The organism is Mycobacterium sp. VKM Ac-1816D, from assembly GCF_000416385.1.
GTDB classification, from domain to species: Bacteria; Actinomycetota; Actinomycetes; order Mycobacteriales; family Mycobacteriaceae; genus Mycobacterium; species Mycobacterium neoaurum_A.
This window is the reverse complement of record NZ_AOHQ01000123.1, coordinates 109,111-128,757: the sequence shown is the minus strand read 5'-3', so window position 1 is coordinate 128,757 and position 19,647 is coordinate 109,111. Positions and strand designations below refer to the sequence as shown.

Genomic DNA, 19,647 nt, shown 5'->3' with positions numbered 1-19,647 from the left:
AGATGAGCGGGTCGGTCGAGGTGATCACCTCGGAACTGCACGTCGCGGCTGGTCGATTGCGCGCATCCGCTCAGCGCCTCCAGGACGGTCTGTCGTCGGTCGACCTGGAGACCGGCAACCTGCTGTCATCAGGTTGGAAGGGCGAGGCCGCCACCGCGTTCGAGAAGTACTGGGATCAGTGGCATAACGGGGCGGGGCAGGTGGTCCGCGCGCTGCAGACCATGTCGGATGCTCTGGACGAGGCGGGCCGGGTTTACGCGGCCCAGGACGAAGAGGCCGGTCGGGCGCTGGACTCGTCCATGCAGGGCGGAGGTGGTGGCGGTACCGGCAGCGGAGGCGGCGGTGGCAGTCCGGCGGGTGGCGCTGCGCCGGCTGCTGCTGCGTCCTCGGCCGGCGCGGGGAGTGGGCAGGCCGGCGGTGCTGGTGCGAGTGCCCCAAGCCTGGCCGACTCGATGAATCTCGGCCAGGTGGTGCAGCCGTTGTCGCAGCTGGGAGCGATTCCCGCGCAGATGGCGGGCCAGTTGACCGCGGGCCTGGTCCAAGCCGGACAGATTGCGGCCGGGGCGGCCCAGCAGGCGGTGCAGGCGGGTATCGAGATGGCCCAGCAAGCCGATGCGGCGGCCGCCGAGAAGGCGCAGGAAGAAGCCCAGGACGGGGAAGAAAAGCCCGAGGCGCAGACGCCCGAGGGAGCGTCGGCCGGTGCCGAGCCGGGTTCGGCCGCGCCGGTGAAGCCCGAGCGCGCGGATCCCGGCACGTCGGGTCCCGAGTCCGCGTCCGGTAGGAGGTTGTGATGACGAAGCTGGTGGTGGACTTTCCACAGTTGCAGGGCGCCATCGACCATATGGCGGAATTCGGCCGCGAGGTGGCCGAGGTGCTCGAAGAGATCGACCAGGCGGTCGCTGCGCTGCGCGCCAACTGGGAGGGGCAGGCGTCGGACACCCAGGCGCAGACCCAGCAGCAGTGGGAGGACGGGGCCGAGCAGATGAAGACATCGCTGGAGTCACTGCGCCAGGTCGCCGACAATGCGCGCAAGAACTACGCCGACGCTGTCGACAAGAACGGGAAGATGTGGGCGGGCTGATTCGGTGCGGATCGAGGTAGACCCACAGACCCTGATCGATGCCGGCAAGAACGTCGGTGCGCTGGGGACACAACTCGGGGCGCTCTCGGATGCGATGAGTCAGGTGCTCTCCAGCGGTATCGCATCCGGGACCGACCCCGCCGGACTGAACTTCGGCATTGGGTACGGCCGGCAGGCGGATCAGTTCGGTAAGTATCTGGCCGACCTCGCCAATGCCTTCAAAAGTGTCGGGTTGATGCTGGAAGCCACCGGCATGAACTATCAGCATGCCGACCAGGCGTCGGTGGCGGGCGGGGCGGGTCCCACTGGTTCGGTCAGCGGTGAGCAGGCCGAGACCAAGGCCGGAGATGCCCCATACGCATCGGTGACGGGTATGGTGCCACCGCCGCCCAAGTGGTGGCTCATACAGCCGTTGCTGAACATGGTTCCGCTGTTCGGGATGGCGCTGACCTGGCCGACCGGTAATTCGGCAATGATGAATCTGACTGCGGCGCAGTGGTCCAACATCGGTCGCGGACTGAAAGTGTTCGAGCCCGCTCTGCAGTCGGCGGCCACCCTGGCGGGCGCGCAGGATATTCCAGAGGTTGGCGACATCAAGAAGGCCCTGCAGGACCTGGGTGATGGCGCGACCAAGTTAGCCGGCATTGCCGACCAACTCTCCACGACCATCACCGATTTCGCTCGCGGAGTTCAGGAGACCCAGGACGCCATCCGGCGACTGCTGGACCGGATCTCGCTGGAAGGCCTATGGGACACGGTCACCGGATTCTTCACCGGTGAGGGCGAGGACACGCTCCGACAGATCGCCAAGGATGTCGGCACCGTACTGGAGAACTTCCAGAATCAACTGCAGGGCGTGCTGGGCCTTCTCGAGGAGCTGGGAAACCTGCTCGGCGAGGCGGCCGACTCGTTCCAGAAGTGGATTCGACCGATCCTGGTGGGCACCTTCGGCGAAGAAGCCGGCAATCTGATGGCCGATGGCCTGAAGATCTACACCGGTTTGCAGGTGGGTGTGGGCGTTGCGGCTATCGGGCTGGTCTCCGGGACGCTGGCCCTGGCCGATCCTGACACCTGGAAGGGGATGGCGGACACGGCGATCATGATCGCCAAGGATCCGTGGAAGGTCGACGATGTCGTCAAGGAATCCCTTGGCCAGTTCCTCGCGGTCGACAAGATCACGGGAGAGAACCCCGAACGTGGCTTCGGGGAGGCCGCCGGCAACATCGCGTCGTTGTTCCTGCCCGGGGGGATCTTCGCCAAGGGCGGTGCCGTAGCCAAGGGGCTTTCCGCGACGCGCCGTCTGTTCGAGAAGGGTGAACTCGGTCCACTCGAGCGGCTGCCGGGCCTTGACGGGACTCGGAGGACTGAGCTTCCCGATCTGCCGGATAACCCTGGAGCACCTCATCTTCCGGAGTTCACCCCGCCGCCTGGAGTGCCGCCGTCGGTGGTGAATCCGCCGGGGGGAAGTCCGGGAAGCCCGAGCGGTGGCCCGTCGGTGCGACCGCAGACCGGTGAACCGGGTGGGCCGTCCTCGAGGGGCTCCGGTCCTGGGGCGGAAAATGTGCCGTCGCCCAATGGTTCTGCTCCACATCATGATGGCGCAGGCCCGGGCTCTCCGTCATCCGGTGGGCCGGCGCCCACCGGTGGCAGTCCGACCCACGGTGGCGGTGAGGGGTCCGGCGGTTCAGCATCGGGTGGCCCTGTACCGACAGGCGGGTCGCCAACCCATGGTGGCGGTGATGGGCCGTCGAATGGCACGCACCCGTCGCCGCCGGTCAGCTCCCCGGCTGACTCGCCGGGTTCGGACGGTCCGAGCAAGCCGGGTAATGACGACAGGCCCGATCCGGCGACTGGTGGCGGCGGGTCGAACTCGGGCAGCGGCGACGGGCCGGGCGGTGGCTCGTCGGGTGGCGGTGACAGGTCGGGGGATTCGTCGGGTGGGTCGGAGCCCGGTGGCGATTCATCGAACGGGGTGGGATCGGGTCCGAACGGCGATGGGTCGAGTGCTGATCCGGGCATGTCGCAGAGTCCAGGCAGCGCGGATGGGCAGCCGCCCACCCACGGTGAGCATGGTCCGTCCGGTCCGGGTGACGACGGACGCACCTATACGATGTCCGACGGGAGCTCCCACCAAACATCTTTCGCTCCAGAACAACTCGGAGACAACCAACGCGTGAGTGACGCTCTGGAGCGCAACGGCGTCAGTCGGGACGACTTCATCGATCTCGTCAACCGGCCCATCGACTCGCTGTCACCCGAAGAGCGGGATCTCATCACCGCGGTGCGCGATGATCTGCCCGCGCCGGGAATCGACACTGTGATGCAGAAAGTGATACCACCAGGTGAATTCGATGCCGACGGCATCTTCAAGCCAGGGGGAGCCGACAACTACCTCGGAGGTGCGTACGCTCCAGACGGTATGCGTGGCGCAGTCACGATTGCGGACGACACCGCGCACTTGGGCACTCCGGGCATGATTCACGACGGTCTGCGCCTTGATTACGACAAATCGGCGTTCACGCCGAATGACGCCAACGCCCACGTCATTCGATTCCAGACAGACCCCGCCTCTTCCGGTTCGTACGACGTGCCAAGGCACTCCAGCATGGGCGGCAGCGGAGATTATGACGGATGGGGTGACCCGTTCACCGGCAACGGGTTCACCAAAGCCGGTGATGACGTAGTACCGGAGTACGGTGCGAACGACATCAGAATGCGAGAAGGTGCAGAAATGTGGGAGATTCTCGATGACGGAACTCAGCGCCTCGTAGCCGTGCTGCAGCGGGACGCGGACGGTAACGCGAGTTGGTTACGATTCGCTGAACCCAAATGATGAGTATGCCTGTGACCGGTGCCGTAGCTGAGTACCGTGGCTCGCGGTACCGCGTGCTGTTCGGAAACTCCGAGTGGTACGCGCTGCGCGTCGATTGCGATGTCGAGATACCGGACGCGATTGCACGTGGTGAGCGACGTTTGCCGCCGGCGGGCACCGAGCAGTGGGCGAAGGTCCCCATCAGTGCGATTGACGGAGTCGTGGATATCCGCGTCAAGGGCATCGTCCGGGGCGAGAAAGTCTCGCTACAGAGTCAGCTGTCTGATGGGCGCATTCAAGTGGGTTTCGTCGGCTCGCCGGCGGCGGCAGAGAAGCTCGGCTTGGAGGGTGACCAACATATGGGCTGGATCGGGTTTTTCGATCCTGATGAATTCAGTGACATCCAGGTGGAAGAAACGCGCCGTGGCTGAATCATTGGTTCTGCAAAAGCTCCTCAACACCACTCAGGCCACATCCATCGTCCAGGCCGGGGCAGACCAGGTCGGCGGATACGTGAGCGCAGCGTCGGCGGTGGCCGGTTTGCGGACCCCGGCTGACCTCTTGGCGGCTCACGGTATCGACGCCTCTCCGGAGTTCGTTGATGTGGTGCGATTCGAGCAACCGCGCCTGACGAACTTCACCGTGCCGCCAGTGGGGGAAAGACCGTGGCCGACCTTTCCGACCGGATTTCTGCGCGGAGACTCGTTCGCCCCGGTGTGGCTCATGAGTCGGACGCGTTATTCGTACGGCGCTGAGTACTGGAGGATTCGCCACGACGGGGAGCAGAAGGTCCTTTCTCGCTACGAAGGTGCGGCGCGCGGGTGGATAGGCGCCCAGCGATGGCGGCCGCCGAGTCCCATCGTGGGAACTCTTGCCAAATGGCAGAACGCCGAGTTCTTCGCCGACGTTGTCGCGGATTCGGTTCTATTGACGAGTCTCGGCCAGGAAGCCCCCGCTGGTTTCGACCTTGTTCACCCCGGAGTTTGGTCAGCGACGGTTCCGCTAGCCGACTGTGAGGTTTTCGAGCGAGTGATTACAGCGGAACTCGACGGTGTGCCTGTTCGGTTGCTTCAAAACACCGGAGGCCGTGCCGATGTGCTGCTTCTCACCGACGAACCGGACGTGGCCGAAAGTGTGGGGGCCGGACTGGTCGAGTCAGCGGTTTATGAACTGGAGGTCAGCGCTGACCGCTTGGTGAATCTGCGGGGCGTCGACAATCTGCTTGTGCTTGACAATGGCTGACGAGACCTTCCGAAGCCACTGGCAGTCGCAGGAATACGAAAAATGATGACGGGCTTTGTGGATGAGATCGAGGCAACAATCGGCCGGATACTGTCCGATCGAGGACTCGTGCTTATCGAAACCTTCGATGGATCTGATAGTGGCGGACGCAAGTTGAACGTCGCGTACTTTGCGAATTCTGAGTGCAAGATTCAGATCTACTACTGGGCGCGCGAGGCTGAAACCAATTGCATGATTGGCCTGCCTGACGCGCCGAATGAGTTCGGCCTCCTGAGCAAGTCCAAGAAGTGGCAGTTCTTGACGAGATTCGTAAAGAAGCCTGACCTTCCGCTGGCTGAGATTGCCGAACAGGCGCGGTTGGAGCTCGTGAGCTTTGCGAACCCGCTCGAGTGGGTCGGAGATCGAATCGACCGCTTTTACGACGTGGCGCTGGCAGGCATGAAGAAGAGGTATGGCGGTTAGCGACCTTGATACCGTCCTGATCCGCTGACTGCAGTGGGGAACACCGCCACCGCCAGTCATCGAAATGCGAGGGTTCGCTGCGGTTTCAGACCAATATGCGTGGGCTTGAACGCTCAGACCGGCGAAAGAGCCAGCAATCTGGCCGATTGGAGAAAGATCGTGGCCTACTTCACTCTCACAAGCATCGACTACGACCAGTCCGGTGGCGGGCTGGGATACGCAATTCCTGAGTTCCAGAGCCAACTCCCGCTGAAGGTCAGAGCAACACGACAGATGGCCGGGTCGGACCGCGATGACTACTTCTTCGGTATCACCGAGCGCGAGCTGAGGTTCCATCCACAGCCCGGATTCGACTGGACGCGGGCGCAGCGTGAGTACATCGGGGTGGACGAAGCCGGCCATTTTCTCGTCGTCCGCGGGCTCATCATCTGCAGCCTGTTCGCCGGAACACAGGTGCACTCGGGGATGCGCGACTTTGCCGTCAGGGTGGCTGTGGTCGTGGACAACACCCTTTACGGCGATGAGCGATTGTCATTCGACAAGTGCGAGTATGTGGGTCAAGGCACCATCGACGACCTGCCGGAGCCACCGCAGAACGGCGGGGCCGAAGCTCATTAGCCACGCAATGTTCCTCTGACAGCGGCGTCGCGCCTATATATCCACGACGGTGCTGTCAGCGGAACATTGCGAGCGGCAACCGCTCCTAAACCTGCGAATCCGGGAACGCGATCACCGACAGGAAGCGGATCGGCAACTCCACCAGGTCCACCGGGCCGTGTGCGCCCTCGCCGTCGATCTGCAGCGAATCGCCGGGGTGCAGCGTGTACACCGAGCGGCTGTGGCTGTAGTCCATGACACCCTCGAGCATGTAGATGAACTCGGTGCCGGGATGCTGGAACAGCGGATAGGTCTGACTCTTCTCGGTCAGCGTGACATGCAGGCATTCCAGTCGCTTGTGCTCGCCGCGTAGTGAGCTCAGCAGTTGGTACTCGTGGCCCTGCTTGGTGCCGTTGCGCACGATCGCCGCTCCGGTCCCGGCTTTGACGAACGCCGCGGGCCGCTCCACGTCGGCCCCGCGGAACAGGCTGGTCACCGGCACGTCCAGGCCGCGGGCCAACAGGGCCAGCGTGGACAGGCTGCACGAGGTCTGCGCGTTTTCGATCTTGGACATCATGGCCTTGGAGATCCCCACCCGCGCCGCCATCTCGGCGACGGTCAGACCGTGCTGCTGACGCAGTTGGCGCACGTTGCGACCGATCGCGGCCTCGAATTCCAGCTCCTCGACCGGCTCCTGCGGGTCCCGTTCGCGGGCGGTCCCGGACTGGTTGCGAAGGAGCGGAACGTCGCTCACGGTGGGCCCCCTGTGCTCTAGCGCATCTCCCCGGCTCCGACGTATGGATACGGGCTCCTGAGCAGTGTGCCATCGGCGAACCGGGACAGTGCAAAGTCGGTCTCCGGAATGCGCGGGTCGGAGCTGGCACCCTCGGTCACCAGGTCGGCCACCAGCCGCCCCACCGCGGGGGCAATCTTGAACCCGTGCCCGCTGAACCCGGCCGCGACGATCAGGCCGCCCAACCCCCCGGCGGAGATCACCGGGTTCCAGTCCGGTGTGACGTCATAACAGCCCGCGTAGCTCCCCGAGATCGACGCATCGACCAGGCCGGGAAAACGGTCACCGACCTTCTGCACGGTCATCTCGACGAAGCTGTCGGTGGCCCGGTTCAGGTAATCGTCGGGATCGGCATCCTCACAGTGTGCGAGATCGCTGTTGCCGAAGAGGATCTCCCCGCCGAGCTCGGGCCGCACATACTGCAGGGAGACCAGATCCGAGAACACCGGCACCGGCCCCAGGTCCAGCCCCGGGGAGATCGTGACGATCTGTTCCCGCACCACGCGGATGGGCACCTCGACACCGACTTGGGCCAGGAACGGTCGCGTCCACGCGCCGGCGGCGACCACGACGGTACCTGCGGACACCTGCGTCCCGTCGGCCAGCCGGATGCCGGTGACCCGGTCGCCGTCGAGCAGTAGCTCGGTCACATTGGCGCCCTGCCTGATTCGCACACCGGCGGCACGGGCGGACACGGCGAAGGCCTGCGCGGTCTGGTAGGCGTCACCGTATCCGCCGCGGGCCTCCCACCCGAACGCCGCGAACGGCTCGAGGTTCGCCGACGGCCACATCGCGGCCACCTCGGCGGCGTCGATCTCCTCGGTCTGCACACCGACCGCGCGCTGCGCGGCCAGGCTGCTGCGCAGCGCCTGCACATTGGGTTCACCGACCCCGACGACGTATCCGGTCTGCCGGAAGCCGATATCGGTCGCGTGCTCACCGAGGAACTGTTCGGGCTTCTCGAAGACGTCGAGACTCGAGGTCGCCATCGCCGCCAACGAGCTGACCCCGTAGTGGCAGCGCACGATCCCGCTGGACTTGCCGGTCATACCCGAGCCGACGGTGTTGCGCTCGGCCACGAACACATCGGTGACCCCACGCTGGCTCAGCGCCCATGCCGTCGCGGCACCCTCCAACCCGCCGCCGACGATGACGACGTCTGCGGTGTCACTCACTGGCCCGGTATCCAGTTCGTTCCGGCCAACGGCACCCGGGCCATGGCGGCGGCCTCGATGGTGATGGCCACCAGGTCCTCGGGTTCCAGATGGGTGACGTGGGCCTTACCGCACGCCCGGGCGATGGTCTGCGCCTCCATGGTGAGCACCCGCAGGTAGTTGGCCAGCCGGCGGCCGCCCTCGATCGGGTCGAACCGGGCGGCCAGTTCGGGATCCTGGGTCGTGATCCCTGCGGGGTCGCGCCCGTCCTGGAAGTCGTCGTAGAAACCGGCCGCGCTACCCAGCTTGCGGTACTCCTCCTCGTACCGGGGGTGGTTGTCGCCCAGGGCGATCAGCGCCGCGGTGCCGATGGCGACGGCATCGGCACCGAGTGCCAGCGCTTTGGCGACGTCCGCGCCGGTGCGGATGCCGCCCGAGACGATCAATTGCACACCGTGCCGATGCACGTCGAGTTCCTGCAGAGCCTGCACGGCCTGGGGGACAGCGGCCAAGGTCGGGATGCCGACGTGCTCGATGAACACATCCTGGGTCGCGGCGGTACCGCCCTGCATGCCGTCGACCACGACCACATCGGCTCCGGCGTGGACGGCCAGCTTCACGTCGTAATAGGTGCGGGTGGCACCGACCTTGACGTAGATGGGCTTCTCCCAGTCGGTGATCTCCCTCAGCTCGTTGATCTTGATGGTCAGATCATCAGGGCCGGTCCAGTCGGGATGCCGGCACGCGCTGCGCTGGTCGATTCCTTCGGGGAGAGTCCGCATACCCGCGACCCGCTCGGAGATCTTCTGCCCCAGCAGCATTCCGCCGCCCCCGGGCTTGGCGCCCTGCCCCAGCACGATCTCGATGGCATCGGCCTTGCGCAGATCGTCGGGATTCATCCCGTAGCGCGACGGCAGATACTGATAGACAAGGTTCTTGCTCTGACCGCGCTCCTCGGGCGTCATCCCGCCGTCACCGGTGGTCGTCGAGGTGCCGGCCTCACTGGCTCCGCGGCCGAGCGCCTCCTTGGCCGGTCCGGACAGTGCGCCGAAGCTCATTCCGGCGATGGTGACCGGGATATCGAGGTGCAGAGGGTGTTTGGCGTGTCGGGAACCGAGCACCACATCGGTGCCGCAGCGTTCCCGGTAGCCCTCCAGGGGGTACCGCGACATCGACGCACCCAGGAACAGCAGGTCGTCGAAATGTGGTAACGGGCGTTTGGCACCCCAGCCGCGGATATCGTAGATGCCGGTCTCGGCGGCGCGCTGGATATCGGCGATGGTGTTGCGATCGAAAGTGGCGGATTCACGCATCAGTAGGCACTCGCATTGTCGACGTGGAAGTGATACAGATTTCGGGCCGAGCCGTACCGGCTGTATTCGGACGTGTCATCGGAAAACCCGGCTGCAGTGAGCAATTCGGCAAGCTCGGAGTGGTGCTCGGGACGCATGTCCTTCTTGATGCAGTCCGCACCGAGCGAAGCGACCGCGCCTCGGACGTAGATGTGCGCCTCGTAGATCGAGTCGCCGAGCGCCTCACCGGCATCGCCGCGGACCACGAGCCTGCCGGCCTGGGCCATGAATGCGCTCATGTGACCGATGCTGCCGCCCACCACGATATCGACGCCCTTCATCGAGATGCCGCAGCGGGCGGCGGCATCACCCTCGATGACGAGCAGACCGCCGTGCGCGGTGGCGCCGGCCGATTGTGAGGCGTTGCCGGTCACCCGGACCTGACCGCTCATCATGTTCTCGGCCACACCGGTGCCCGCGTTGCCGTTGATGAGGATCTCGGCGTGCTGGTTCATCCCGGCCGCGTAGTAACCGACGTGTCCGTTGACGGTCACCTGCACCGGGGCGTCCAGACCGACGGCCACATTGTGCGCGCCGTCGGGATTGTCGATGACGTAGGCGCTACCTGCCCCTGCGTCGTGCAGTGCCTTGTTGACCTCGCGCAACGGTGTCGTGCGCAGGTCGTAATGCACTGACTGGGTTGTCATCTCGTCCATGCGTAGACCACCTCCGGCTCCGGTTCCCAGATCTTGGCCGCCCCGACTCCGGGCAGCCCGGACAGCGCTCGGTACTCGCTGGCCATGGCCACCCAGTCGGGCGTCTCGGCGATCACCGCCGGCTTACAGGCGATGGCGTCGCGCACCACGGCGAACGAATCGTGGTTGGACACCAGCAACGTGTAGAAGCCGTCGAAGGTGGCGCACAGTTCCTTCAGCGCGGTCTCGACATCCCGGCCGGCGGCCAGTTGCTGTGCGACGAACCGGGCACCCACCTCGGTGTCGTTCTCGCTGTCGAAGACCACCCCCGCGCGTCGGAGATCGCGCCGGATCGTGGCGTGATTGGCGAAGGACCCGTTGTGCACCAGGCATTGTTGAGGTCCGACGGTGTAGGGGTGGCAACCCGAGGGGGTCACCGCCGATTCCGTGGCCATCCGGGTATGCCCGACTCCCTGCCACCCTTGCGCCGCGGACAGTCCCCAGGCCTTGGTGAGTTCGCGCGGATGGCCGACGCCCTTGAGGACCGCCAGATCCGCTCCGAAGCCGGCGATCAGCGCCGTCGGGTATGCCGCGCGCACCCGTTCCAGCAGATCCTCCGACGGCGTGTCCGCCGCGAGCAGGTAGGTCGAATCGACCTGGACGACCTCGACATCGGGACCGAGGTCGGGCACATGGTCCAGGTCGGTCACCGACACACATCCGCGCCCCGGCGGCGACCACGACGGATCGCCGTAGACCGCCACTCCGGCGGAATCGGCTCCCCGATCGGCCATTTCGCCCAGCATCTCCGCGAGCAGTTCCCCCAACCGTGGGTAGAGCTGCGGAGTGCGCAGGTGCAATCCGACTATCCCGCACATACGTTGTCTTCCTTGTCTTCTCAGAATGCCGTGAGGTACGAGTCGATCTCCCACGGCGTGACGGTGCCGTGGTAGGTGAAGAACTCCTCGCGCTTGATGTTTGCGAAGTAGCCGGACACGCCCTCGCCTGCGGCGTCGAGCACCCCGGCGACCACCGGGTCGGCGTCGAGTTCGTCGATGGCGTGCAGCAGCGTGGGCGGCAGGTTTGCCGGCCCCTGTGCGCCCACGGTGCCCGGATCGAGGCTGCGCTTGATGCCGTCGAGTCCGGCACCCAGCGCGGCGGCGATCGCCAGATAGGGGTTGGCCGAACCGTCTCCGCCGCGCAGTTCGATGCGCTGGTTGTCCGGTACCCGGATGTAGTGGGTGCGGTCGTTACCGCCGTAGCTGGGTTTGCGCGGTGCCCAGGAGGCGCCCGAGGTGGTGCTGGTGGCCCCGGTCCGCTTGTAGGAGTTGACCGTCGGTGCGATGACCGACTGCAACGCGCAGGCGTGATCCAGGATGCCCGCGATGAAACCGTAGGCAGTCGCCGACAGGCCCAAGCCCTTATCGTCGGTGTCACAAGGGAACACCGGTGTGCCCCCACTGGTGAGCGACAGGTGGAAGTGCAAGCCCGATCCGGTGCGATCGCCGAACGGCTTGGGCATGAAGGTGGCGATCATGTCGCGTTCGGCGGCGATCATCGACAACAGATAGCGCAGCGTGACGACGCGGTCAGCGGTCACCATGGCCTCGGCGAAGGCGAAGTTCTGCTCGAACTGCCCGTTACCGTCCTCGTGGTCGTTGGCGTAGTTGGACCATCCCAGGCTGTTCATCGCCGTCGAGATGTCGGTCAGGTGCTCATACATCCGGGTGACACCGCGCGCGTCGTAACAGGGTTGTGCGGCCGTGTCATCGGCGTCGGCGGTGACAAGACCGCCCTCGGGAGTGCGGCGCAGCAGGAAGTACTCGACCTCGGCGCCCACCCACGGTTCGAAGCCGGCGTCGGCGGCCTGGGCCACCAGGTTCTTCAGGATGACCCGCGGCGCGTACGGCCATGGCGCGCCGTTGACATGGGGGTCGCAGTGCACCAGGGCCAGCCCTTCTTTGATGAAGGGGATCGGCGTGAACGACGACGGGTCCGGGATGGCGATCAGGTCGGGATCCTTGGGTTCCTGGCCCATGGCGCCGACGGCGTAGCCCGCGAAGCCGACGCCCTCGGTCGCCAGCTGGTCAACGGCTTCGACGGGAACCAGTTTGGCGCAGGGCTTTCCGCGCAGGTCGACGAACAGCGCGAGGATGAATCGGGTGCCGTGTTCTTCGGCGAGGGTGGCGAGATCGGTGGTCATGGTTACCAGAACTTTCGTCATCTTGTTATGACTCGTCTCTTTGTAAGAAACAGAGTATCACTGTGTGAAACACGTGCAAGCCGAGGAAACCCCGACGACCCGAGGTCGCCGGGGAATCATCGGGAACCTCAGGCCAATTCGAACTCGTAGGCCGAATCGCGGTGGAACGTGGCGTCGATACCCTTCTCCTCCTCGTCGGGGGAGATGCGGATGCCCATGGTCTTCTTGATGGCGAAGGCGATGACGAAGGCGATGCCGAACGAGTAGGCCATCACCGCGCCCGCCGCCACGGCCTGCTTCCAGAGCAGATCGATACCGCCGCCGTAGAACAGCCCGTTGACGCCGTTGGGCATCCCCTCGCTGGCGAACAGGCCGATCAGCAGTGTGCCGATGACACCGCCGACCAGGTGCACGCCCACCACGTCCAGGGAATCGTCGTAGCCGAACTTCTCCTTGAGCCCGACCGCGTAGACGCAGATGGCTCCGGCGATACCGCCGACGAAGATGGCGCCGATGGGCGTGACCGCACCACACGCCGGGGTGATGGCGACGAGACCGGTGATGGCGCCCGACGCCGCGCCGACGCCGGTGACATGCCCGGTCTTGATCTTCTCGACCGCCAGCCAGGCCAGCACGGCCGCACAGGTCGCCACGAACGTCGTGACCATGACGATCGCCGCCGAATTACCCGCCGCCAGTGCCGAGCCGCCGTTGAACGCGTACCACCCGGCCCACAGCATCCCGGCCCCCAGCAGGGTCAGCGGGACGTTGTGCGGCTTGCGCAGCTGGCCGAACATGGCGGACTTGCCGAGCACGATGGCCAGCGCCAGGGCCGCGGCGCCCGCGTTGATGTGCACCGCGGTGCCGCCGGCGAAGTCGACCGCGCCGAGGGTGTTGGCGATCCAGCCACCCACCGAGTTCTCGGTGACGACACCGTCGAATGCGAAGACCCAATGCGCGACCGGGAAGTAGACCAGCACCGCCCAGACCGCCGCGAAGATCATCCAGGCGCCGAACTTCATCCGGTCGGCCACCGCGCCGGAGATGAGGGCGACCGTGATGGCCGCGAAGAGCGCCTGAAACAGCGCGAACAAACTGATCGGCAGCCCGGACAACGTGGTCATGGGCTCCAGCAGGTTCGTCATCCCTGCGAATTCGGTGATGTTGCCGACGAAGCCCCCGACGGACGTGCCGAACACCATCGAGAATCCGAACAGCACCCAGAGCAAGCCGACCACCGCGACGGCGCCGAACGTCATCATCATCATGTTGGTCGAGCTCTTGACCGAGACCATGCCGCCATAGAACAACGCGAGGCCGGGGATCATCAGCGTCAGACCGATGATGCAACACAGAATGAAAGCCGTGGTTCCTGTATCCATCTACATCTCCTGGAATGCGCGGCCCGAGCGGGCCGACCACTGGCAGTAACCTCCGTTTCTGTTACGTCAACAGCATCGCCGCGTTGCGCGCCGGTAAACGGTTCCACCGCACCGGTGCTGCGCCCGGGACGGTGGAGGTGAAAAAGGGGTGCGCCGACCCCTTATCCTTGTCAGGACATCCCCGGCTGGTCGAGAGGTACACAGTGGCGCTCGTCGTGCAGAAATACGGCGGATCATCGGTTGCAGATGCCGACCGGATCCGGCGCGTCGCCGAGCGCATCGTCGAGACCAAGAAGGCCGGCAACGACGTCGTGGTGGTCTGTTCGGCGATGGGCGACACCACCGATGACCTGCTGGATCTGGCCCGCCAGGTATCCCCGGCACCGCCCGCCCGCGAGATGGACATGCTGCTCACCGCCGGTGAGCGCATCTCCAATGCGCTCGTCGCGATGGCCATCGAGTCGATGGGCGCCCAGGCGCGGTCCTTCACCGGAAGCCAGGCCGGCATCGTCACCACCGGCACCCACGGCAACGCCAAGATCATCGATGTCACCCCGGGCCGGCTGCGCGATGCGCTGGACGACGGCGTCATCGTGCTGGTCGCCGGATTCCAGGGCGTCAGCCAGGACAGCAAGGATGTCACCACCATGGGCCGCGGCGGCTCGGATACCACCGCCGTCGCGCTGGCCGCTGCGCTGAACGCCGACGTCTGCGAGATCTACACCGACGTCGACGGCATCTTCACCGCCGACCCCCGCATCGTGCCCAACGCCCGCCACCTGGACCACGTCTCCTTTGAGGAGATGTTGGAGATGGCCGCCTGCGGGGCCAAGGTGCTGATGCTGCGCTGCGTGGAATACGCGCGCCGTTACAACGTTCCGATACACGTCCGCTCGTCGTATTCGGATAAGCCCGGAACCATCGTCAACGGATCGATCGAGGACATCCCCATGGAAGACGCCATCCTGACCGGAGTCGCCCACGACCGCAGCGAGGCCAAGGTCACCGTCGTCGGCCTGCCCGATGTGCCCGGATACGCCGCCAAGGTGTTCCGTGCGGTCGCCGACGCCGACGTCAACATCGATATGGTGCTGCAGAACATCAGCAAGATCGAGGACGGCAAGACCGACATCACCTTCACCTGCTCGCGCGAGAACGGCCCGTCGGCGGTGCAGAAGCTCGCCTCGCTGCAGAGTGAGATCGGCTTCACCCAGGTGCTCTATGACGATCACATCGGCAAGGTGTCCCTGGTCGGTGCGGGGATGCGCACCCACCCGGGCGTCACCGCCACGTTCTGCGAGACCCTGGCCGAGGCCGGCATCAATATCGAGCTGATCTCCACCTCCGAGATCCGGATCTCGGTGCTGGTCCGTGACACCGACCTGGACAAGGCCGTGGCCGTGCTGCACGAGGCCTTCGGCCTCGGTGGTGACGAGGAAGCGATCGTCTACGCAGGATCGGGGATCTAGTAATCATGGTCAACATCGGGGTGGTCGGCGCCACCGGCCAGGTCGGCCAGGTGATGCGCAAGCTGCTGGAGGACCGCAACTTCCCGGCGAGCTCGGTGCGGTTCTTCGCCTCGCCGCGCTCAGAGGGCAAGAAGCTGACCTTCCGCGGCCAGGAGATCGAGGTCGAGAACGCCGAGACCGCCGACCCGTCCGGCCTGGACATCGCGCTGTTCTCCGCCGGTGCGACCATGTCGCGGGTGCAGGCGCCGCGGTTCGCCGCCGCCGGTGCCGTCGTGGTGGACAATTCCTCGGCCTGGCGCAAGGACGCGGATGTCCCGCTCGTGGTCAGCGAGGTCAACTTCGACCGGGACGTGCGCGGTGTCCAGCTGAAGAAGGGCATCATCGCCAACCCGAACTGCACCACCATGGCCGCCATGCCGGTGCTCAAGCCGCTGCACGACGAGGCCGGGCTGACCCGGCTGATCGTGTCGAGCTATCAGGCGGTCTCGGGTACCGGACTGGCCGGCGTCGAGGAGTTGGCAACCCAGGCTCGCGCCGTCATCGACGGCGTCGAGGGCCTGGTGCACGACGGTCGTGCCGTGGACTTCCCCGCGCCGGTCAAATACGTTGCGCCCATTGCCTTCAACGTGGTTCCGCTGGCCGGGTCACTGGTCGACGACGGCTCAGGTGAGACCGACGAGGACCAGAAGCTGCGCAACGAGAGCCGCAAGATCCTCGGGATCCCCGAGCTCGCCGTCAGCGGCACCTGCGTGCGGGTTCCGGTGTTCACCGGACACTCGCTGTCGATCAACGCCGAGTTCGCCGAGCCGCTGTCGGTGGCCCGCGCCCGAGAACTGCTGGCCGGCGCCCCCGGCGTGTCACTGGTCGACGTGCCGACGCCGCTGGCCGCGGCCGGTGCCGACGACTCGCTGGTCGGTCGGATCCGCCAGGACCACGGGGTGCCCGACGGACGTGGTCTGGCCTTGTTCGTCTCCGGCGACAACCTGCGAAAAGGTGCCGCGCTGAACACCATCCAGATCGCCGAGCTGCTGGCCGATCAGTTGTGATCCGTGGCACGGCGGCGGTCCTCGTGGCTGCCGTGGTGCTCGCCTCCCCGGCGCACGCGGATCTGCGGCTGCAGTCCGGCCAGGTGCTGATGCTCGGCCCGGTGGCCGGAACCGGCACCGCCACCGGGGATTACGGTATCGGTGCCACCGATCTGTGTGAGTTCATGGAATTCCCCAGTCGGCTGCTGCAGGTCTGTGGTGACAGCTTCGCCGGACAGGGTGTCGGCTACGGCGGGTGGTACTCGCCGGTGGCGTTGCATGTCGACCCCGATTCGATCACCGGCGTCCTGCGTGTCACCGGCGTGTCTGGCGTCGACACGCCGCTGCTGGCGGACCCGACCCCGCCCGGCGCCTCCCAGCTGCCCGCCGGCGTGGTGGCGATCAACCGGGAGAACTATCTTCTGGTGACCACCACCGAAGGGCTGCGGCCCGCATCGTCACGTCTGGTGAAAGCCGATGCTGCACAAGGAAACTGGGCCACCGTCGCGGGTTCGCAGCGCCCGGCCGGGTACGCCGGTGGTGGTCAGTCGCAGATCAGCGGCTACTACGATCCGGTGCCGACACCGGAATCCGAACGTGGCTGGGTGTACATCGTCGCCGACAACTTCGACAGGACCGCGCCGGTCACCTTGTATCGCGTTCCGCCGCAGCATTTCCCGGATCGTGCCGCATGGCAGGGTTGGTCGACCGAGCACGGATGGGGCGGCGACCCCACCCCGCTGTGGGGCGACCGGATCGGTGAGATGAGCATCCGGCAGATCGACGGGAGGACGGTGCTGTCCTACTTCAACGCCGGCACCGGCAACATGGAGGTCCGGGTCGCCAACGATCCGACCCAATTGGGATCCGCGCCGGTGACCACCGTCGTGTTCGCGGCGCCGTGGCCGCAGCGGCCCGAAGATCTGCCCGCCCCGGACGACAACCGGTTGGCCCAGCCGTACGGTGGATATATCTCGCCGGCATCGACGCTCGACGAGCTCCGGGTATTCGTCAGCCAGTGGAACACCGCACCGCGCGGCGGAACTCCGTACCGGGTGCTCCAGTATGCGGTCAATCCGCTTCGACCTGCAGAACGTTTCGGCGCCGGGTAGGTATGGCAATACTGGGGCAGTGGCGTATGGGCGCCCGGGAGGAGACAGATGTCATCGCAGGCAGCCGAGCCGACAGATTCTGCAACCGAGGGACAGGCCAACGAGCCAGCCGATATCACCTTCGACGAGCACCTGCATCCGGCCCGCCCTCGAACCCTGCGGTCCCGGCCGCGGGTCCGCAGCCCCTTCGTGCGCCGGTCGTTGGCCCAGGACGGTTCGCCGACCGGTGACAACCCGGCCTACGTGTCCTGGTTGCTTTCGCAGTCGATGCTCTCGGACGCCAACGAGATCAGCCAGCAGTTCTCCGGACAGGGTTCGATGTGGCAGAACCCGTTCGCCAGGCCCAACCCGCGCGGTGCTGTCGACACCGCCTCGGTGTGGTTCACCGCTTACCCGCTGTCGCTGATCACCCGGCCGGACGAATCCTTCCTTCACGCCATGGCCGACGAGGAGATGTGGAAGGCCTTCGCGGAGATCGGGATTCAGGCCGTGCACACCGGCCCGGTCAAGCGAGCCGGTGGCATCTCGGGCTGGCAGCAGACCCCGAGCGTGGACGGGCACTTCGACCGGATCAGCACCCAGATCGACCCGGCCTTCGGTACCGAGGACGAGTTCCGACAGATGTGTGGCACCGCCAACTGGTACGGCGGCACCATCATCGACGACATCGTGCCCGGCCATACCGGCAAGGGCGCAGACTTCCGGCTCGCCGAGATGAAGTACGCCGACTATCCCGGCATCTACCACATGGTCGAGATCGACGAACAGGACTGGGAGCACCTGCCCGCCGTGCCTGCCGGGGCGGACTCGGTGAACGTCGACTCCGTCACCGAGGACTGGCTGGACAAGGCCGGGTACATCATCGGCAAGCTGCAGCGCGTCATCTTCTACGCCGAGGGCATCAAGGAGACCAACTGGAGCGTCACCCGCCCGATCGTCGGCGTCGACGGTATCGAGCGGCGCTGGGTGTACCTGCACTACTTCAAGGACGGGCAGCCCTCGATCAACTGGCTGGACCCCAGTTTCGCCGGCATGCGGTTGGTGATCGGTGATGCGCTGCACTCGCTCAGTGATCTGGGTTCGGGCGGTCTGCGGTTGGACGCCAACGGTTTTCTGGGTGCGGAGAAATCGGCAGAGGATGACGTCGGCTGGTCGGAGGGCCACCCGCTGTCGCAGGCTGCCAACCAGTTCATCGGCAGCATGGTGCGCAAGCTCGGCGGGTTCACCTTTCAGGAGCTCAATCTCACCATCGATGACATCCGCGACAACAGCCTCGCCGGCTCGGATCTGTCCTACGACTTCATCAACCGTCCCGCCTATCACCATGCGCTGGCGACCGCGGACACCGAGTTCCTGCGGCTGACGCTGCGGACCACACTGGACACCGACGTCGACCCGGCGTCACTGGTGCACGCACTGCAGAACCATGACGAGCTGACCTACGAGTTGGTGCACTGGTCGGCGGGCCACCGCGATGACCACTACACCTACAAAGGTCAGGATGTCACCGGTGAGCAACTGGGACAGGCGATCCGTGACGACCTCACCCATACCCTCACCGGACCGGACGCCCCGTACAACCTGGTGTTCACCACCAACGGCATCGCCTGCACGACCGCGACGGTGATCGCCGCGACGCTGGGCTACTCGGATCTGGCCGATATCGCAGATATCGACCGGATCAGGCGGGCGCATCTGCTGTTGGCGATGTTCAACGCCCTGCAGCCGGGTGTCTTCGCACTGTCGGGATGGGATCTCTGCGGCATGTTGACGCTGCCGGCCGACCAGGTCAGCGAGCTGCTGCGCGGTGGTGACACCCGCTGGATCCACCGTGCCGCGCACGATCTGATGGGTGTCAATCCGGACGCGACGCACTCCAGCGAGGGCATGCCGCGCGGCACCAGTCTGTACGGGTCGATACCCGAGCAGCTGGCCGACGAGACCAGCTTCCTACGCCAGCTGCAGGCGATCCTGCGGGTGCGGACGCACTTCGGCATCGCGACCAGCCGCCAGATCGACATTCCCGAGGTGTCCCACCGCGGAATGCTGGTGATGGTGCATCAGCTCGACGACCCGAACCAGCTACAGCTGACGGTGCTCAACTTCGCCAACGAGGAGATAGCCGGCACCGTGCGGTCGGAGTTCCTGCCGCCACAGGCAGTGGTGACCGACATGTTCAGCGGTAAGACGGTCGCGCACGTCGACGATCTGCACAGCTTCCCGGTCGAGATGCCGCCGCACCACGGAATGAGCCTGCTCGTGGAGCTACCGCTCACAGCGGATTCATAAGCGGCAACCAGCCTGGGCATCGGGTGGTCTCGGCATCAT

The 19,647-nt window shown here is 65.7% G+C and carries 18 protein-coding genes; 11 read left to right on the top strand and 7 right to left on the bottom strand.

The window, feature by feature from the left end:
• Positions 1-2: 2 nt before the first annotated feature.
• The 7 genes from G154_RS07385 (at position 3) to G154_RS07355 (ending at position 6,215) form a co-directional block, all read left to right on the top strand.
• Positions 3-791, top strand: a complete 789-nt coding sequence (locus G154_RS07385) for a WXG100 family type VII secretion target (RefSeq protein WP_023986402.1) — start codon at positions 3-5, stop codon at positions 789-791.
• A complete protein-coding gene (locus G154_RS07380; protein WP_019510687.1) occupies positions 791-1,081 on the top strand; it encodes a WXG100 family type VII secretion target in 291 nt (96 codons plus the stop codon). The genes G154_RS07385 and G154_RS07380 overlap by 1 nt, the downstream gene beginning before the upstream one ends.
• A gap of 4 nt (positions 1,082-1,085) precedes the next feature.
• The gene (locus tag G154_RS25475) at positions 1,086-3,914 is read left to right on the top strand and encodes a hypothetical protein (RefSeq protein ID WP_019510688.1); all 2,829 of its coding nucleotides are present in this window, start codon (positions 1,086-1,088) and stop codon (positions 3,912-3,914) included.
• Positions 3,915-3,925: 11 nt separating this feature from the next.
• Positions 3,926-4,324: a hypothetical protein gene (locus G154_RS07370; RefSeq protein WP_234713112.1), complete on the top strand. Its 399-nt coding sequence runs from the start codon at positions 3,926-3,928 to the stop codon at positions 4,322-4,324.
• Complete coding sequence (locus tag G154_RS07365) at positions 4,317-5,135, top strand: hypothetical protein (protein ID WP_019510690.1); 819 nt, start codon at positions 4,317-4,319, stop codon at positions 5,133-5,135. The genes G154_RS07370 and G154_RS07365 overlap by 8 nt, the downstream gene beginning before the upstream one ends.
• 42 nt (positions 5,136-5,177) lie before the next feature.
• Positions 5,178-5,597 carry a hypothetical protein gene (locus G154_RS07360; protein ID WP_019510691.1) on the top strand — a complete coding sequence of 140 codons (420 nt, stop codon included), beginning with the start codon at positions 5,178-5,180 and terminating at the stop codon, positions 5,595-5,597.
• 105 nt (positions 5,598-5,702) lie between these two features.
• Entirely contained in the window at positions 5,703-6,215 is a 513-nt protein-coding gene (locus G154_RS07355) for a hypothetical protein (RefSeq protein ID WP_131701327.1), read from the top strand.
• An 85-nt stretch (positions 6,216-6,300) separates the two neighbouring features.
• Here the strand turns inward: G154_RS07355 and G154_RS07350 are convergent, their stop codons facing one another.
• The 7 genes from G154_RS07350 to G154_RS07320 form a co-directional block, all read right to left on the bottom strand.
• A complete protein-coding gene (locus G154_RS07350; protein ID WP_019510693.1) occupies positions 6,301-6,948 on the bottom strand; it encodes an XRE family transcriptional regulator in 648 nt (215 codons plus the stop codon).
• Between the two features lie 17 nt (positions 6,949-6,965).
• A complete protein-coding gene (locus tag G154_RS07345) occupies positions 6,966-8,162 on the bottom strand; it encodes an FAD-binding oxidoreductase (RefSeq protein WP_019510694.1) in 1,197 nt (398 codons plus the stop codon).
• Positions 8,159-9,454, bottom strand: a complete 1,296-nt coding sequence (locus G154_RS07340; RefSeq protein WP_019510695.1) for an FMN-binding glutamate synthase family protein — start codon at positions 9,452-9,454, stop codon at positions 8,159-8,161. The genes G154_RS07345 and G154_RS07340 overlap by 4 nt, the downstream gene beginning before the upstream one ends.
• A complete protein-coding gene (locus G154_RS07335; RefSeq protein WP_019510696.1) occupies positions 9,454-10,149 on the bottom strand; it encodes a protein glxC in 696 nt (231 codons plus the stop codon). The genes G154_RS07340 and G154_RS07335 overlap by 1 nt, the downstream gene beginning before the upstream one ends.
• Positions 10,137-11,006, bottom strand: coding sequence for a glutamine amidotransferase (locus tag G154_RS07330; RefSeq protein ID WP_023986400.1), 870 nt, complete (start codon positions 11,004-11,006; stop codon positions 10,137-10,139). Before G154_RS07330 ends, G154_RS07335 begins: the two co-directional genes overlap by 13 nt.
• Positions 11,007-11,026: 20 nt before the next feature.
• Positions 11,027-12,331 carry a type III glutamate--ammonia ligase gene (glnT, locus tag G154_RS07325; protein ID WP_019510698.1) on the bottom strand — a complete coding sequence of 435 codons (1,305 nt, stop codon included), beginning with the start codon at positions 12,329-12,331 and terminating at the stop codon, positions 11,027-11,029.
• 128 nt (positions 12,332-12,459) lie between these two features.
• A complete protein-coding gene (locus G154_RS07320) occupies positions 12,460-13,713 on the bottom strand; it encodes an ammonium transporter (protein WP_019510699.1) in 1,254 nt (417 codons plus the stop codon).
• A 203-nt stretch (positions 13,714-13,916) separates the two neighbouring features.
• On the opposite strand from G154_RS07320, the gene G154_RS07315 reads away from it, so the two are divergent.
• The 4 genes from G154_RS07315 to treS are packed head-to-tail and all read left to right on the top strand — an operon-like array spanning position 13,917 to position 19,608.
• A complete protein-coding gene (locus tag G154_RS07315; protein WP_019510700.1) occupies positions 13,917-15,182 on the top strand; it encodes an aspartate kinase in 1,266 nt (421 codons plus the stop codon).
• Positions 15,183-15,184: 2 nt separating this feature from the next.
• Positions 15,185-16,228, top strand: coding sequence for an aspartate-semialdehyde dehydrogenase (locus G154_RS07310; protein WP_192817329.1), 1,044 nt, complete (start codon positions 15,185-15,187; stop codon positions 16,226-16,228).
• Between the two features lie 23 nt (positions 16,229-16,251).
• On the top strand, positions 16,252-17,319 hold the full coding sequence (locus G154_RS07305) for a DUF4185 domain-containing protein (protein ID WP_234713111.1): 1,068 nt from the start codon (positions 16,252-16,254) through the stop codon (positions 17,317-17,319).
• Positions 17,320-17,367: 48 nt separating this feature from the next.
• Positions 17,368-19,608, top strand: a complete 2,241-nt coding sequence (treS, locus tag G154_RS07300) for a maltose alpha-D-glucosyltransferase (RefSeq protein ID WP_019510703.1) — start codon at positions 17,368-17,370, stop codon at positions 19,606-19,608.
• Positions 19,609-19,647 lie beyond the last annotated feature (39 nt).